This is a genomic window from Sphingomonas ginkgonis (assembly GCF_003970925.1).
Taxonomy (GTDB): Bacteria; Pseudomonadota; Alphaproteobacteria; order Sphingomonadales; family Sphingomonadaceae; genus Sphingomicrobium; species Sphingomicrobium ginkgonis.
The window spans coordinates 2,459,670-2,475,853 of the sequence record NZ_RWJF01000001.1; the positions used below are offsets into that span (position 1 = coordinate 2,459,670).

The 16,184-nt window shown below is 69.6% G+C and carries 11 protein-coding genes; 5 read left to right on the plus strand and 6 right to left on the minus strand.

The window, feature by feature from the left end; translation table 11 throughout:
• Positions 1-15 precede the first annotated feature (15 nt).
• Together HMF7854_RS11810 and HMF7854_RS11815 are read left to right on the plus strand one after the other, a co-directional pair.
• Entirely contained in the window at positions 16-1,797 is a 1,782-nt protein-coding gene (locus HMF7854_RS11810) for a type I secretion system permease/ATPase (RefSeq protein ID WP_239016955.1), read from the plus strand.
• Positions 1,794-3,164, plus strand: coding sequence for an HlyD family type I secretion periplasmic adaptor subunit (locus HMF7854_RS11815; RefSeq protein WP_239016956.1), 1,371 nt, complete (start codon positions 1,794-1,796; stop codon positions 3,162-3,164). Before HMF7854_RS11810 ends, HMF7854_RS11815 begins: the two co-directional genes overlap by 4 nt.
• A gap of 2 nt (positions 3,165-3,166) precedes the next feature.
• Here HMF7854_RS11815 and HMF7854_RS11820 read toward each other — a convergent pair whose 3' ends face one another.
• Positions 3,167-6,082 carry a TonB-dependent receptor plug domain-containing protein gene (locus HMF7854_RS11820; RefSeq protein ID WP_239016957.1) on the minus strand — a complete coding sequence of 972 codons (2,916 nt, stop codon included), beginning with the start codon at positions 6,080-6,082 and terminating at the stop codon, positions 3,167-3,169.
• Between the two features lie 149 nt (positions 6,083-6,231).
• On the opposite strand from HMF7854_RS11820, the gene HMF7854_RS11825 reads away from it, so the two are divergent.
• Genes HMF7854_RS11825 through HMF7854_RS11835 form a run of 3 tightly spaced genes read left to right on the plus strand, consistent with a single transcriptional unit; the run spans position 6,232 to position 9,223 of the window.
• A complete protein-coding gene (locus HMF7854_RS11825) occupies positions 6,232-7,491 on the plus strand; it encodes an extracellular solute-binding protein (protein ID WP_126719277.1) in 1,260 nt (419 codons plus the stop codon).
• A complete protein-coding gene (locus tag HMF7854_RS11830) occupies positions 7,488-8,369 on the plus strand; it encodes a carbohydrate ABC transporter permease (protein WP_126719278.1) in 882 nt (293 codons plus the stop codon). Before HMF7854_RS11825 ends, HMF7854_RS11830 begins: the two co-directional genes overlap by 4 nt.
• On the plus strand, positions 8,369-9,223 hold the full coding sequence (locus tag HMF7854_RS11835) for a carbohydrate ABC transporter permease (protein ID WP_239016958.1): 855 nt from the start codon (positions 8,369-8,371) through the stop codon (positions 9,221-9,223). Before HMF7854_RS11830 ends, HMF7854_RS11835 begins: the two co-directional genes overlap by 1 nt.
• On the opposite strand, the gene HMF7854_RS11840 is transcribed toward HMF7854_RS11835, so the two are convergent.
• The 5 genes from HMF7854_RS11840 to HMF7854_RS11860 all read right to left on the minus strand — a co-directional run bounded on the left by HMF7854_RS11840 (position 9,220) and on the right by HMF7854_RS11860 (position 16,099).
• Positions 9,220-10,326: an ABC transporter ATP-binding protein gene (locus HMF7854_RS11840; RefSeq protein ID WP_239016959.1), complete on the minus strand. Its 1,107-nt coding sequence runs from the start codon at positions 10,324-10,326 to the stop codon at positions 9,220-9,222. The genes HMF7854_RS11835 and HMF7854_RS11840 overlap by 4 nt on opposite strands.
• A gap of 89 nt (positions 10,327-10,415) precedes the next feature.
• Positions 10,416-12,278 carry an ABC-F family ATP-binding cassette domain-containing protein gene (locus HMF7854_RS11845; RefSeq protein WP_126719279.1) on the minus strand — a complete coding sequence of 621 codons (1,863 nt, stop codon included), beginning with the start codon at positions 12,276-12,278 and terminating at the stop codon, positions 10,416-10,418.
• A 58-nt stretch (positions 12,279-12,336) separates the two neighbouring features.
• On the minus strand, positions 12,337-14,247 hold the full coding sequence (gene cysN, locus HMF7854_RS11850) for a sulfate adenylyltransferase subunit CysN (protein ID WP_126720200.1): 1,911 nt from the start codon (positions 14,245-14,247) through the stop codon (positions 12,337-12,339).
• A gap of 112 nt (positions 14,248-14,359) precedes the next feature.
• Positions 14,360-15,298, minus strand: a complete 939-nt coding sequence (cysD, locus tag HMF7854_RS11855) for a sulfate adenylyltransferase subunit CysD (RefSeq protein WP_126719280.1) — start codon at positions 15,296-15,298, stop codon at positions 14,360-14,362.
• Positions 15,299-15,331: 33 nt separating this feature from the next.
• On the minus strand, positions 15,332-16,099 hold the full coding sequence (locus HMF7854_RS11860; RefSeq protein WP_126719281.1) for a hypothetical protein: 768 nt from the start codon (positions 16,097-16,099) through the stop codon (positions 15,332-15,334).
• Positions 16,100-16,184 lie beyond the last annotated feature (85 nt).

The window sequence follows — 16,184 nt, forward strand, 5'->3', positions numbered from 1 at the left end:
CTTGCCCCGCCCTGCGTGACGTTCGCCGCCGGCAAGCACAGGCAATCAGGGGAGCGCCCATTGTTCCTGCCGGCCGCGTTCCGCAACAGCTTGACGGTACAGGCCGCGCTCCAGGCCTGTCGGCGCCACTTCCTCTACGCCGCCCTGTTCAGCGCTGCGGCGAACCTCCTTTTCATCGCGCCGATGCTCTACATGCTCCAGGTCTATGACCGCGTCGTGCCGGCGCAGGGCCAGACCACCTTGCTGTTCCTCACCCTGATCCTGATCGGCGCGCTGCTCGCGCTGGCCGGACTGGATGCGCTGCGATTCCGCCTGCTGGTCCGCGCGGGAGCCTGTCTCGACGGAGCACTCGCGCCCCAAGTGATGCGCTCCACCTTCCTTCAGGGTGACGCCCATCCGCGACTCGCCCGGCAGGCGATGCGCGAGTTCGACACGCTGCGTCAGGCGCTGACCGGTCCGGCGATGCTCGGCGCGCTCGATGCGCCATGGATCCCGGTCTATGTCGCGGTCGCCTTTCTCATCCATTTCTGGATGGGCATGCTGGCCGTCGCCGGCGCCGCGCTGATCGCGCTGCTCGCGTGGCGGAACGAGCAGGAGACTCGCGAGCCGTTGCAGCAGGCCAACACCGCCGCCGCCCGCGCCTACGCCAGCTACGACACGGCGATCGCGTCGGCCGACGTGGTCCGCGCGCTCGGCCTTCGCGAAGCACTTGTCCGCGGCCATGGCGAGGAACGGCGCGACTCGCTGGCGCTGCAGACCGGCGCCGGGATCGCCTCCGCGCGGCTCGCCGCCGAATCCAAGTTCGTCCGCCTCTTCCTTCAGTCCTCGGCGCTGGGTCTCGGCGCGCTGCTGGCCATCGACGGGCTGATCAGCCCCGGCGCCATCTTCGCCTCGAGCTTCATCGTCGGCCGGGCGATGGCGCCGATCGACCAGCTGGTGGGCGGGTGGCGCAGCATCGTGCAGGCCCGCGGGGCGATCGCCGTCCTTGACCGCCTGCTCGGCGGCAATCCGCTCGACGTGTCGCGCACGCTCCTGCCCGCGCCGACCGGTCGTCTCGACGTTCGCGGCCTCGGCATCGCCACCCCGGACCGCCAGCTGATCATCGCCAACATCAGCTTCCAGCTGAAGCCCGGCGAATTCGCGGCGATCGTCGGGCCGAGCGGCGCCGGCAAGTCGACGCTGGTGCGCGCCCTCGCGGGAGCGCTGACGCCGTCGACCGGCGAGGTCCGCTTCGACGGCGCCGAGCAGCGGGACTGGGACCCCGAGCAGCTGGCTCGCCACATCGGCTACATGCCGCAGGAGACGGTGCTGCTCGCCGGCTCGGTCAAGGCCAACATCTCTCGCTTCCAGGGCTGGATGGGAGAGCCCGGCGACGCGATCGACGAACAGACGGTCGCTGCGGCGCGGCTCGCCGGAGCCCACGACATGATCCTGGCGCTGCCGGGCGGCTACGACCACCGGATCGAGCTCGGCGGGCGCGGGCTGTCCGCCGGTCAGGCGCAGCGCATCGCGCTGGCGCGCGCCCTGTTCCGCGACCCCGCCTACATCATCCTCGACGAACCCAATGCGAGCCTCGACAGCGAAGGCGACGCGCAGCTCATCCGCACGCTCGAGCAGCTCAAGGCGCAAGGGCGGACCATTCTCGTCGTCGCACACCGGCTCAGCATGCTGCCGGTGGTCGACCGACTGCTGGTGATCCGCGACGGACAGCTGGCCCTGTCGGGTCCGCGCGACGAGGTGATGCGCAAGCTTGCCCCGCCGCAGCAGCAGGTGACCAGCCGGGAGCCCGCCCAGTGACCGGCAGCCTGCCCACCCTCTCCCGTCGCAGCCCCGCGCTGCTCGCCGCGCCCGACCCGGTCCGTGCCGCCGAACCCGGCGGCGACATCCGCGCCGGGCTGATCATCCTGCTGCTCTTCTTCGTCCTGTTCCTCGGCTGGGCAGCGCTGGCCCCCCTCGACGCCGTCGCGATCGCACCCGGCCGCCTCGCAGTCTCGGGGGAGCGCCAGACCGTCCAGCACCCGACCGGCGGCGTGGTCGCCAGCATCCATGTGGTCGAGGGCTCGCGGGTCCGCCAGGGACAGGTGCTCGTCCAGCTGGCCGCGGCGGAAACGAGGGGAGAGGAACGCGCCCGCGCCGGCCAGGCGATAGCGCTGCTGGCCCAGCGTGCCCGCCTGCAGGCCGAGCAATCGGGGCAGAACATGATCGTCCCGCCCCCGCAATTCTACGGGCTGAGCGGTGACGACCGGGTCGACGCGGAGCAGGCGCTCGCGCTGCAGCGGACCCAGCTCGCCACCCGCCGCTCGGTGCTGATCGCGCAGCAGCGGGTGCTCGGACAGCAGGTCGCGCAGGCCGCCAGCCAAGGCTCAGGCTACGACCAGCGTGCCGGCTCCATCCGGCGCCAGATCAAGCTGCTCGACGACGAGCTCAACAGCCTGCGCAAGGTCGCGGCGGAAGGGTTCGTGTCGCTCAACCGGGTGCGCGCGCTGGAACGCGCCAAGGCCGATCTGGAGGGGCAGCTGGCGCAAAGTCGCGCGACCGTCGCCAGCAGTTCCAGCCTCGCCGGGCAGAGCCGCCTCGAGATCCTCGCCGCCGGCACCACCTACCAGGACCGGGTCGGCGCCGAGCTTCGCGACGTCAACAACGCGCTGGCCGATGCGCTGCCCAAGTGGGAAGCGGCGCGCGACCAGCTCAACCGAGCTGCCATCCGGGCCCCCGCCACGGGCACCGTGGTCGGCCTGACCGTGTTCACCCCGGGCGGCGTGATCGGCGCCGGCCAGAAGTTGATGGACATCGTTCCTGACCGCGCGCCGCTCACCGTCGAGGCGCGGGTCGCGCCAGGCGACGCCGACGACATCTCCGCCGGCCAGCGGACCTTCGTTCGTTTCTTCACCTTGCACGAGCGCGCGCTGCCGGCGCTCGAGGGCCGGGTCACGCGCGTCTCCGCCGACGCCTTCACCGACGAGCGTAACGGCGAGTCCTACTACACCGCCAACATCGAGGTGCCCCTCAGCGAGCTGCGCCAGATCGAGCAGCTGCGCGGCCGCAGCGCGCTGCGCGCCGGGATGCCCGTCAGCGTCGAGATCCCGCTCCGCAAGCGGACGGCGCTACGCTACGCCTTCGAGCCGCTGACCGACTCCCTCCGCCGCTCGTTCACCGAGCACTGACGTCAGCGGGCCAGACGGATCCGCGCGCCTGCATAGACGTAGCGGCCAACCGGCGAGATCGGCACGTTGGTCTCGAACCCGATGTCCGGCTTCTGGTCGGCGAGATTGTTCACCCCGACGTAGAAGGCATAGCCGCCCGGCGTGGCGATCTCCGCCTGCACGTCGTGCTGCCACAGCGCCTTGTAGCGGAAGTAGCGCGGATCGACGAAGCTGGGATTGCCGTCCGTGTCGAACCGGCTGAACCGCCGCACCCCGTCCTGCCACCGTAGATTGTAGCTCAGCGTCAGCGCGCCATAGGTCCAGGTCGGCGAAAAATTGGCGTTCCACTTGGGCCGGAACAGCGTGTCGACATTGTTCTCGACCGCCGCCCCCGGGGTCGCCACCTGCTCTAGCCGATGGAGGTAGCCGCCAGTCAGCCGCAGGTCGAACCGGCCGAGCCGCGCCGTCGTCACCACATAGCTGGCGTTGAGCTCCAGGCCCGCGGTGCGGAACGCGGCGACATTCTGCGGCTGCACGGTGAAGCCGTTGATGAAGCCGGTCCCCTGCTCGCGGCTGATCGCCCGGCAGAAGACATTGTCGAGGTTCGGCTGGTCGACGCACAGGTTGGCGATGACGTTGGCGTCGGGCTGGCTGATCGCGTCGCGCAGGCGGATGTCGTACCAGTCGAGCGCGACGTTGAGCCCGCGCACGAAGCGCGGCCGGAGCACGACGCCGGCGGTCCAGGTGCGGGCCACCTCGGCGCGCAGGTTCGGATTGCCGGAGACGGTCCCGGGAATGAAGATGTTGGCGTTGGGATTGTTGGCGGCGGTGAAGCTCGCCGCGTTGCCGCCCAAGCCGCCGATCAACGCCAGGCAGTTGGCGGTGCGGTACTGGGTGCCGTTGTCGCGGTTGCCGAGATAGCATGGATCGGAGAAGAAGTTGCTCGTGCCGGTCGTAGGGCGGAAAATCTCGCCGATGTTTGGAGCCCGGACCGACCGCCCGTAGGAGCCGCGGAAGCTGAGGTCCCGAACCGGCGCCCAGATGCCGTTGAACTGGTAGGCGCGGGTGTTACCGACGGTCGAGTAGTGCGAGAAGCGCGCCGCTGCGCCGACCGACAGCGTGTCGGCGAAGCGGACGTTGCGGAGGATCGGCGCATTCACCTCGCCGAACAGCTCGCCGACGTCGAACTTTCCGCTGCTCGGGGTCGGGATGATATATTCGTCATACTGGTAGAAGAGGTTGTCGACCAGCGATTGGGCGGGGCGGAACCGGCTCGTCTCGCGCCGGTATTCGGCACCGGCGGCGAACTGCAGCGGGCCACCGGGCAGCGAGAAGAACTGTCCGAAGTCGCCGGTCAGCGATCCGGTCACCACCGTCTGGGTGATCCGCGCGTTGCTCGCCGGATCGCTGAGGTAGTAGTCGAACGAGGCCGGGCTGACGGTCGCCCCGCCGAACAGGTTGACCGGAACGCAACCGTCCGCCCGGGCCGCCGCCGAGCGGCAGACGATCTGCCCGGTCGCGGGATCGCGGATTGCGTCGAGCGCGAAGGTGAAGCGGTCGGCGAGCCGGTCGTTGAGCTTGGTCGCGCGGACGTCGGTGCGACCGTAGACCGCGGACACGTCGTAGCTCGCATGGTCGCTGATCCGCCCGGTCACGTCGAGCACGCCGCGCCAGGTCCGGCGACGATCGGCCTCGCCCTTGCGGGGGATGTCGAAATTGTTGCGGCTGATGTCGATCGAGCTCAACCCCGCGTCACGCGCGGCGGCAAGGATGGTCGCAGGAATGAACGGATTGTCGAGCGCGATCGTCGCCGGATAGTCGCCGCCGAATCCTTCGAAGGTTCGCACCTTGGTCTGGACGAACTTGCCCTCAATGCTGATCTTGAACGCGTCGGACAGGTCATAGTGCGAGAGGAGATTGACTGCGTGGCGGCGGGTGCGCGGGAAGATGTCGCCGATGTAGCCGGCAACCGGCGTGTCGTCGCCGCCGACCGAATAGCCGTCGTTCTGGAGGAAGCGGCCGGGCGTGTAGATCGCGCCATCGCCGCGATAGACCTGGTCGCCGATGACGACATAGCCCTGGTTCGATCCGTAGGGATAGCGCAGGTCGCCGACCGGCCCGACCTTGTAGCTGCCCGGCACGGTCGGATCGTAGTTGTCGAGATTGACGAAATATTGCCGCCGGTCGAGCCGCAGGTAACTGCGGTCGTCGTTGGCGAGCGGGTCCTCGGCGCTATACTCGTAGGCCAGGGTGATGTTGCCGCGCTTGTCCGCGAAGTTGTGCCCGGCGATCAGCGAGCCGAAGCGGTTGCCGGCATCGCCGCGCTGCGAGATCCCGGCCTGGCCGCGCGCCGCGATCCCGCTGAAGTCGCGGCGGAGAATGAAGTTCACCACGCCGGAGACGCCGTCCGCGCCGTAGATCGCCGAGGCGGCGCCGGTCAGCACGTCGACGCGCTCGACGAGGTCGGTCGGGATGGCGTTGATGTCGACCGCCGCGGTGTCCGGCTGGCCCGCGACGTGGCGCCGCCCGTTGACCAGCACCAGCGTCCGGTTGGGGCCGAGGCCGCGCAGATCGAGCAGGTTGAGCCCGACCTGGCCGAACGAGCCGTCGGCCTGCGATCGACCGGCGGTGCGGGTGCTGTCGAGCGAGTTGGTGAGCGCGGGCACGCGCTGCAGGAAGGTGGTGACGTTGGTCTCGCCCGAGCGCTGCAGCTCGGCGCTGCCGAGCGACACGATCGGGTTCGGGGAAGCGTAGTCGGGGCGGCGGATGCGCGAGCCGGTGACGACGATCGCGCTCGCATCGGGAGCGTCCGTGGCAGGCACCCGCGCGCTCTCCGGCGGTGCCGGCGGGGGCGTCCCCTGCGCGGCAAGGCCAGTGGCCGGCAAGGCTGCTGCGGTGCTCGCAAGCAGCAGATGGCGCATGGTCGAAAACGGCGACATGTCCTGAACCCCCTAATGGTCGTATCCCGTTATTTTTCCGGTGACATCGACACCGGACCGAACAGTTCGTATTTGAAATCGTTCCCTTTGAAATTTGTTGGAAAGCTGCGGATAACCTGCCTGACCCCGCCCTGCTCCCACCGGTTCCGGTGACCGCCTGCGACCCTAGTCTCAGCCGACGGACCTTGCTGTCCGGCGCGGCGGCCACGCTGGCGGCGGGCTGCTCCGCCGTCGGCTCGCCCAACCGGCTGAGCCTGTGGGCGATGAGCTACCAGGGCGACTATTCGCCGATGCTGATGCCGGCTTTCACCCGCGCCACCGGGATCGACGTCGACGTCCAGTCGGTGCCCTGGACCGAAGCGCACCAGAAGCTGCTCACCGCGCACGCCGGCAACGCGCTGCCGGACGTGCTGATGCTGTCCAACGGCTGGATCGGGGAGTTCGCGATGATCGGCGCTATCGCGCCGGTCCCCTCCCCGGCCCTGCTCGCCGACCTGGTGCCCGGTCTGCTCGACGGGACCCGGGTCGGCGGGACCGCCTTCGCCGTGCCCTGGTCGGCGGCTCCGCCCGTCCAGTTCTACCGCCGCGACCTCCTGGCGGACGCTGGCTACCCGGCAGCGCCCGAAAGCTGGGGGGAGTGGCGGCGGATGGGGGCCGCGCTCAAGCGCCGGCGCCCCGACGACTTCGCCTTCCTGATGCTGCTCAACTGGCCGCAGACGCTGATCACGATGATGATCCAGACCGGCGCGCCCATGCTCCGCGATCGCAACACGCGCGGTCACTTTCAGACGCCCGAGGCGCGCGAGGCGCTCGCCTACTATGTCTCGCTGTTCACCGACGGCTACGCGCCGAAGGTCCTCTCCACCGAAGTCCAGGATCCGCTCGCGGCGCTGGCGCAGGGGCAATTCGCGGTCTGGCCGACCGGCCCGACGCTGCTGCTCGACCTTCACCGCCGCCGGGCCGAGCTGCCGGCGGAGCGCTGGGGTACGGCGCGGCTCGCCGGTCCGGACGGCCCGACCCGTGCCACTGCCGAGGACGTCAGCCTGTGCGTGTCGGCCGCCTCGCCGCGACAAGCCGACGCGTGGCGGCTGGTTGCCCACCTCACGTCCCCGGCCAGCGAGCTTCGCTTCGCGTCGCTGATCGGCAACCTGCCCGCCCGGCGCAGTGCCTGGGCGTCGCTCGAGACCTCGGCGCCGATCCTCGCTCCCTTCGCGGCCCAGGTCCGCGAGATCGCGACCACGCCGCGGGTGGTCGAGTGGGAGCAGATCCAGACCGAGGTGCAGCTGATCGCCGAACGGGTCGTGCGCGGCCAGCTCAGCGTCGATCAGGGGCTCGCCGAGGCCGACCGCCATGTCGACCGGATCCTCGCCAAGCGCCGCGCGCTGGTCGAGGCGGGACGGCTCGCATGACCCGGCAGGAACGCACCGCCTGGCTGTTCACCGCGCCGGTCCTGACCATCATCGTCCTGGTCTTCATCCTCCCGACCCTGCTGGCGCTCGCGCTCAGCGTCACCGACTACAGCGTCTATGCGCTGGCGAGCTGGTCCAACCTGTCGTTCATCGGGCTCGGCAACTTCACCGCCCTGCTCACCACACCTTTGTTCTGGCGCGCGCTCGGCAACACGCTGCTGTTCGCGCTGTTCGGCGTACCGATGGCGGTCGGCACCTCGCTGCTCGCCGCGCTGCTGCTCAACGAGGCAACGGTCCGTTGGAAGCCGTTATGGCGGGTCGCGCTGTTCGCCCCCTATGTCACCAGCGTCGTCGCCACCGCCGTCGTATGGCGCTACGTCCTCAACACCCGCTACGGGCTGCTCAACTATGCGCTCGGGGCGGTCGGGATCGGGCCGGTTGACTGGCTCGGCAACCCCCACACCGCCATCCCCGCCATCCTCCTCTTCGTGACGTGGAAGATTTTCGGCTACAATATGATCGTGTTCACCGCCGCGCTCGCGGCCGTGCCGGCCGACCTGATGGAAGCGGCCCGCCTCGACGGTGCTTCCGCGTGGGAGCGGTTCCGCCACGTCACCCTTCCGGCGATCGGGCCGACCCTGCTGCTCGCCGCAGTCCTCAGCATCGCCGGCTTCTTCCAACTGTTCGCCGAACCGTACGTCATGACGATGGGCGGCCCGTCGCAGAGCACGGTGACGGTGCTCTACTTCATGTTCAACGAAGGCTTCCAGTGGTGGAACCTCGGGCTGGCCTCGGCGGTCGCGCTGATCCTCTTCGTGCTGACGCTCGCGGTCACGCTCGTCCAGACGCGGCTCGGGCGCCGCTACGAGTGGCTGTAGTGGACCGCCGCAAGCTGCTCCGCACGATCCTCGCCAATGGCGCAGTCGCGCTGCTCACCGCCGTCACGCTGCTGCCGCTCGCATGGATGGTCACCGTGTCCTTCATGCCGCGTGGTGAATCGAGCCATTTTCCGCCGCCGTTCTGGCCGAGCCGCTGGTCGTGGGAGAATTATTACGAGCTGCTCGTGCGCCGCTACATCGACGGCGCCTGGTTCGACTATCGGGTCCTGCCCGCGCTGTGGAACAGCCTGTTCGTCGCCGCGGCCTCGACCCTGCTCGGGCTGCTCCTGACGGTGCCCGCAGGCTACGCCTTCGCCAAGCTGGAGTTCAGGGGCCGCGCCGCGCTGCTGAGGGCGCTGATCGGATCGCTGGTCATCCCGGGCCAAGTCGCCATGCTGCCGCTGTTCCTGATGCTCAAGCAGGTCGGGCTGGTCAACAGCTACGCCGGCGTGATCCTGCCCAGCCTTGCCGGCATCTTCGCCGTCCTCTTCGTCCGCCAAGCGACCCTGGCGATCCCTGACGAGATGGTCGACGCTGCGCGGCTCGACGGCGCGAGCGAGATCCGCATCTTCGTCTCGATCATCCTGCCGCTGCTGGCGCCGGTCACCGCGACCCTGTCGCTCTTCATGTTCCTGGGCAGCTGGAACGACTTCCTGTGGCCGCTGATCGTGCTCGCCGACCAGCACCGCTTCACCCTCCCGGTCGCGATTGCCGGCATCGGTCGCGAGCATGCGGCGGACGGCGAGCTGATGATGGCAGCCGCCGTGGTCACCACCCTGCCCGTGCTGACCGTCTTCCTCGCGCTCCAGCGCTACTACATCACCGGGCTGCTCGGCGGCAGCGTCAAGGGCTAGCGGGGTGGCAGCCGGTTGCCGTCCGGCCCGAACAGGTGGACGCGCGTCGGATCGATGCCGAAGCGAAGCGTCTCGCCAAGGGTGACCCGCCGGTCCCCCGGCAGCTGCGCGACCAGCGCATGTTCGGTGTCGGTCCCCCCGAGATGCGCGAACGACAGTGGACCAAGGCGCTCGAACAGCTCGACCGGACCACCGAACAGCCCTTCTTCTGCCGGCACGAGGTGCTCGGGCCGGATCCCCACCGTCACCGCCGAGCCGGGCGGCAGCGTCGTCGCCGTTCCCAGCCGCGTTCCGTCCACCAGCCGTACGGCGCCATCGTCGGTCGTCTGGCCCGGGAGGAGGTTCATTCCCGGCGACCCGATCGCGCGGGCCACGGCAAGGCTCGCTGGCGCGTCATAGAGTTCGAGCGGCGCGCCGACCTGCTCGATCCGACCGGCGTTCATCACCACGATGCGATTGGCCAGCGTCATCGCCTCGAGCTGGTCGTGCGTGACGTAGATCATCGTCGAGCCGAGCCGCGCGTGGAGCCGGGCGAACTCGTGCCGCATCCGCACCCGCAGCTCGGCGTCGAGGTTGGACAGCGGCTCGTCGAGCAGCAGCACCGAGGGTTCGCGGACGATCGCGCGGGCGATCGAGACCCGCTGCCGCTGTCCGCCCGACAACGCCGCCGGACGGCGGCCGAGCAGGTCGCCGAGCTCGAGCAGGTCGGCCACCTCGCGAACGCGCGCCGCGATCTCCGCCTTCCCGCGACGAGCGACGCGCAGCGGGAAGCCGATGTTCTCCGCCACCGTGAGATGCGGGTAGAGCGCATAGGACTGGAACACCATCGCCAGGCCGCGATCCGCCGGCGCCGCGTGGGTCATGTCGCGCTCGCCAATGAGGATCCGGCCCGCGCTCGGCTCCTCAAGCCCGGCGACTAGCCGCAGCAGGGTCGACTTGCCGCATCCTGACGGCCCGACGATGACCAGGAACTCGCCCGCGTCGACGGTGAGGTCGGCCGGCGTTAGCGCCACCGTGCCGCCGAAGGACTTGCTTAGCCCGATAACCTCGACCCGCGCGCCATGGCTGGTCTCGGCAGGCGGGTCGTCGATCAGCGTGGCCAAGGCTCAGGCCGGACGGGGAACGAAGCAGGGCACGTCCGGGGTCTGGACGGTCCCGCGGGACGGCGCAACCAGAGATTGACCGACCCTGCTCAGGCGGCGTGTTCGATCAGCTCGCTCGCTTCAAGCCACCGCGCTTCCGCGATCGCGAGCGCGGCCGCCGCGGCCGCCCGCCGGCGCGACAGCTCGCTCATCGGCAGCGTCGCCAGCGCCGGATCGGCCTTCGCCGGGTTGGCCATCACGGCATCGAGAGCGGAGCATTCCGCGGCAAGCCTCTGGCTCTCCCGCTCGGCGTCGGCCGCCGCCTTGCGCAAGGCCTTGACCTCGTCGCGCGCCTTGGCGGCCGCCTTGCGATCGACCTTGGCCTTGGGCCCTGCCGGCGTGCTCGGCTGGTTCCGCCCGAGCACCAGGTCGATATAATCGTCGATGCTTCCCGGGTAATCGACCGCCGCGCCCTGCTCGACCAGCACCAGCCGGTCGGCGGTCAGCTCGACCATGTGCCGGTCGTGGCTGATTAGGATGACCGCACCCTCGTAATCGTTGAGCGCCTGCACCAGCGCCTCGCGCGCATCGACGTCGAGGTGGTTGGTCGGCTCGTCGAGGATCAGCAGGTGCGGCGCTTCGCGGGTGATCAGGGCCAGCGCCAAGCGGGCCCGCTCGCCGCCCGACAGCTTGCTAGCCGCGGTGATCGCCTTGTCGCCGGAGAAGCCGAAGCGTCCGAGCTGCGCGCGGACCGCGCCCGGCGTCGCTCCTTCCATCGCCCGGCTCATGTGCTGCAGCGGCGTGTCGTCGCCGTGCAGCTCCTCCACCTGGTACTGGGTGAAGTAGCCGACCTTCATTTTCCCCGACGCATTCATTTCGCCCTCCATCGGGGCCAGCTGGGCGGCCAGCAGCCGGGCGAGCGTGGTCTTGCCGTTGCCGTTGCGGCCCAGCAGCGCGACCCGGTCGTCGGGATCGATCCGGAGGTTGAGCGAGCGCAGCACGGGCGTTGCTTCCGCATAGCCGACCGCCGCCATCTCGAGCGTGATCAGCGGCGGTCGAAGTTCGCTCGGGCTGGGAAATGCGAAGCTCAGGCTCGGATCCTCGGCCATGGCCGCGATCGGCTGCATCTTGGCCAGCATCTTGGCGCGAGACTGCGCCTGCTTGGCGGTCGACGCGCGGGCGCTGTTGCGGGCGATATAGTCCTGCAGCCGCGCTCGCTGGGCGTCCTGCGAGGCCTTGGCGGCGGCCAGCTGCGCCGCCCGCTCGGCCCGCTGGCGCTCGAAGTCGTCATAGCCACCGGCATAGAGCGTGATCTTGCCCCGCTCGAGGTGGAGGATCGTGTCGACGACGTTGTTCAGAAGATCGCGCTCATGGCTGATCACCACCAGCGTGCCGGCATAGCTCTTCAGGAAATTCTCCAGCCACAGCGTCGCCTCGAGGTCGAGGTGGTTGGACGGCTCGTCGAGCAGCAGCACGTCGGGTTCGGAGAACAGCAGCGCGGCCAGTGCGACCCGCATCTTCCAGCCGCCCGAGTAACTGTCGAGCGGTCTCGCCTGCATCTCCTCGTCGAACCCGAGCCCAAGCAGGATCCGCGATGCGCGCGCCGGCGCGCCATAGGCGTCGATCGCCAGCAGCCGGTCGTGAACGTCCCCGAGCCGGTCCATGTCGGTGCAGGTCTCGGACTCCTCCATCAGCGCCGCTCGCTCCTTGTCGGCCGCGAGCACCGTGTCGAAGGGTGAAGCCGAGCCGCTCGGCGCCTCCTGCGCGATGTAGCCGAGGCGGGTCCGGCGCGGCATGTCGATCTGGCCGCCGTCGGGCTCGATCTGGCCGATGATCGCCTTCATCAGCGTCGACTTGCCCGCGCCGTTGCGCCCGATCAGCCCGACCCGGCTGCGTGGCCGAATGGTGGCGCTGGCGCGATCGAGGATCGTGCGCCCGCCGAGGCGCACCGTGACGTCGTTGATGGTCAGCATGGGCGCCGCTTAACAGCGAAACGCCGGCGACCCAAGCCGCGGCGTTCAGGCCCGCCAATCAGCCGATCAGGCGCCGAACGATCTGCTCCGCGGCCTCCTCCGCGCTCATCGCGGTGGTGTCGATACGCAGATCGGGATCTTCAGGCGGCTCGTAGGGGCTGTCGATCCCGGTGAAGTTGGCGAGCTGGCCGCTCCTCGCCTTGGCGTAGAGGCCCTTGACGTCGCGCGCTTCGGCCTCCGCCAGCGGGGTGTCGATGTGCACCTCGATGAACTCGCCCGGAGCCATCATCCGCCGGACCATGTCCCGCTCCGCCCGGAACGGGGAGATGAAGGCGGTAATCACGATCAGACCGGCATCGGTCATCAGCCGCGCGACCTCGCCCACCCGGCGGATGTTCTCGATGCGATCCGCGTCGGTGAAGCCGAGGTCGCGGCTCAGCCCATGCCGGACATTGTCGCCGTCGAGCAGGAAGGTATGCCGGTTCATCCGCGCGAGCTTCTTCTCGACCAGATTGGCGATGGTCGACTTGCCGGCGCCGGATAGTCCGGTGAACCACAGCACCGCAGGCTTCTGGTTCTTCAGCGCGGCGTGGGTCTCGCGGCTGACATCGAGCGGCTGCCAGTGGATATTCTGGGCGCGGCGCAGCGCGAAGCGGATCAGCCCGGCGGCGACCGTCGCATGGCTTAGCTTGTCGACCAGGATGAAGCCGCCGAGGCTGCGGCTCTCGGCATAGGGCTCGAAGACGATCGGCCGATCGGTCGCGATGTTCGCCACCCCGATCGCATTCAGCTCCAGCGTCTTGGCCGCGAGCTGCTCCAGCGTGTTGACGTTGACCTCATATTTGGGCGCCTGGACGGTCGCGCCGACGGTCTGCGTCGCCAGCTTCAGCCAGTAGGCACGGCCGGGCAGCAGCGCCTCCTCGGCCATCCAGACGAGCGTCGCCTCGAACTGGTCGGCGACCGCTGGCGGCTCGGCCGCAGCGACCACCACGTCGCCGCGCGAACAGTCGATCGGGTCGGCGAGGGTGAGCGTCACCGATTGCCCCGCCACTGCCTCGGGTAGGTCACCGTCGAAGGTCACGATGCGCTCGATCGTCGTGGTCCGGCCCGACGGGAGGACCCGGATCGGGTCCCCGGGCAAGACCGTCCCGGAGACGATCCGCCCGGCGAACCCGCGGAAGTCGAGATCGGGCCTGCTCACCCATTGCACCGGCATGCGGAAGGCGGCCGCCTGTTCACGCCCTTCCTCGAGCTCGACGCCTTCCAGCTGCTCGAGCAGCGCGGGGCCTTCGTACCAGGGCATGCGTTGGGATCGGGTGGTGACGTTGTCGCCGGTCAGGCCCGAGAGCGGGATGGCGGTGAAGCGCTGGATGCCGGCCTGCTCGGCGAAGGCGCAGTAGTCGGCGACGATGGCGTCGAAGCGGGCCTGGTCGAAGCCGACCAGGTCCATCTTGTTCACGGCGAGCACGAGGTGGCGGATGCCCAGCAGGTGGACGAGATAGCTGTGGCGGCGGGTCTGGGTCAGCACGCCCTTGCGCGCATCGACCAGGATGACGGCAAGGTCGGCGCTCGAGGCGCCGGTCACCATGTTGCGGGTGTACTGCTCGTGGCCCGGCGTGTCGGCGACGATGAACTTGCGCTGGTCGGTCGCGAAGTAGCGATAGGCGACGTCGATGGTGATGCTCTGCTCGCGCTCGGCCGCGAGCCCGTCGACCAGCAGCGCGAAGTCGATGTTCTCGCCCTGCGTGCCGTGGCGGCGGCTGTCGCGTTCCAGCGCGGCGAGCTGGTCTTCGAACAATTGCTTGCTGTCGTAGAGCAGCCGCCCGATCAGCGTCGACTTGCCATCGTCGACGCTGCCACAGGTGATGAACCGCAGCAGCGAGCGGCTGGCGGTCCGGGCGAGATAGGCGTCGAGCTCGGCGCGGGCCGGGTCGGCGGCGGCCAGTTCAGGCATCGTCGCCATCACCATCCCCTCGTCACCCCCGCGCAGGCGGGGGTCCAGCTGCATGGGTCGGCCCTCACGACCGGCCCCCGCTTGCGCGAGGGCTGACGCTTCGGAACGCTGCGCGGCCCGTGGCGCATCAGAAATACCCCTCCTGCTTCTTGCGCTCCATCGAGCCCGAGCTGTCATGGTCGATCGCCCGCCCCTGCCGCTCCGACGTGGTAGCGACCAGCATCTCCTGGATGACCTCGGGCAGCGTCGCCGCCGTGCTCTCGACCGCCCCGGTCAGCGGATAGCAGCCCAGCGTGCGGAAGCGGATCGAGCGGGTCACCGGCACTTCGCCCTCGCGCAGGCGGAACCGCTCGTCGTCGACCATCAGCAGCAGCCCGTCGCGCTCCACCGTCGGGCGCGGCGCGGCGAGGTAGAGGGGGACGATCGGGATGGCTTGCGCGTCGATGTACTGCCAGACGTCGAGCTCGGTCCAGTTGCTGAGCGGGAACACCCGGATGCTCTCGCCGCGGCCCTTGCGGGCATTGTAGAGATCCCACAGTTCGGGGCGCTGGTTCCTCGGGTCCCAGCGGTGGCTGGCCGAGCGGAAGGAGAAGATCCGCTCCTTGGCGCGGCTCTTCTCCTCGTCGCGCCGGGCGCCCCCGAACGCCGCGTCGAAGCCATGCCGGTCGAGCGCCTGCTTGAGCCCTTCCGTCTTCCACAAATCGGTGTGGAGCGCGCCATGGTCGAACGGGTTGATCCCACGCGCGCGCGCCTCGGGATTATGGTGGACGATGAGCTCCATCCCGCTCTCCTGCGCCACCCGGTCGCGATGCTCGTACATCGCCCGGAACTTCCACGTCGTGTCGACATGGAGCAGCGGGAATGGCGGCGGCGCGGGGTAGAAGGCCTTGCGCGCCAGATGCAGCATCACCGCCGAGTCCTTGCCCACCGAATAGAGCAGCACCGGCCGCTCGCACTCCGCCACTACCTCGCGGAGGATGTGGATACTTTCGGCTTCGAGACGCTGCAGATGACCAAGGCTCACGGTGCCAGGCAAGTCCGACCTCCTCCCCGCCCTATCGCTCACCCGGGCAGCCGCCGACAAGCCGGCCCGCGCCGATCAGCTGCCCGGCTCGAACCCGGGCTGGTAGCTGACCTCGGCACCGTCCCGGGCCTGGTCGGTCAGCCGCGCCAGCAGTTTCCGGTCGGCTTCGGCCTGCAGCCGCGCCCGCGCGGACGCCAGCTGGTCGGCGGCAGGCACCGGCTGCGGCTGGACGGCAAGTAGCTGTCCCACGAACACCCGCCCGCCATCCTCCAGCGCGAACGGCTGGCCGGCCGTCAGACTGGCCAGCAGCTTGCCCGCCGCAGCCGACAGTTCGGCCGTGTCCCACCGCTGCTGCGAGCGCTGCAACGGGACATGGGCCGCCCGTAACGCTCGCTCGAGCCCGTCCAGCTCTGCCTTGGTCCGGGGAGGCGGCGGCAGCGGCCTGGGTCCCACCGCGTAGCTGAGCTGATCCACGGTGACGATCGCGCGTCGGTCGAACATCTGCGGATTGTCGCGCACCAGTTGCCGCGCCACGTCGTCGGGAACTGTCCGGTTCGGAGACCGCGCCGCGAGCAGCTGCTGGGCCAGCAGCACCTCGTCCGACCGCCGGCTGTTCAGGATATAGTCGGGCACCCGGTCGAGCCGCTCGCGGCGTGCCTCGCGGACCAGCAGCTTGCGATCGACCAGCTCGCCCAGGAGCGCGTTGCGGGTCGCGGCATCCCGGATCGACAGGCCACGCGCCTGCGCCTCGACCCGCAGTTCGCCGCCGGTGATCTCCTCCCCGTCCACCCTCGCCAGCACCTGGCCGCTCGGCGGAGCCTGCTCGCAGCCGGTCGTGAGCAACAGAATTGCGACCGAAACGCTGTATAGGGCTGGTGCGCGCCACTGCTGGCGTGCCCGGCGCGCCGGCGTCAACCGTTCCGTTGCA

What these genes read in the sequence shown, in the direction of transcription:
- HMF7854_RS11830 (WP_126719278.1), top strand. Translation starts at nt 7,488, where the DNA reads ATGACCCGGCAGGAACGCACCGCCTGGCTGTTCACCGCGCCGGTCCTG.
- HMF7854_RS11845 (WP_126719279.1), bottom strand. Translation starts at nt 12,278, where the DNA reads ATGCTGACCATCAACGACGTCACGGTGCGCCTCGGCGGGCGCACGATC.
- HMF7854_RS11820 (WP_239016957.1), bottom strand. Translation starts at nt 6,082, where the DNA reads ATGTCGCCGTTTTCGACCATGCGCCATCTGCTGCTTGCGAGCACCGCA.
- cysN (WP_126720200.1), bottom strand. Translation starts at nt 14,247, where the DNA reads ATGGTGATGGCGACGATGCCTGAACTGGCCGCCGCCGACCCGGCCCGC.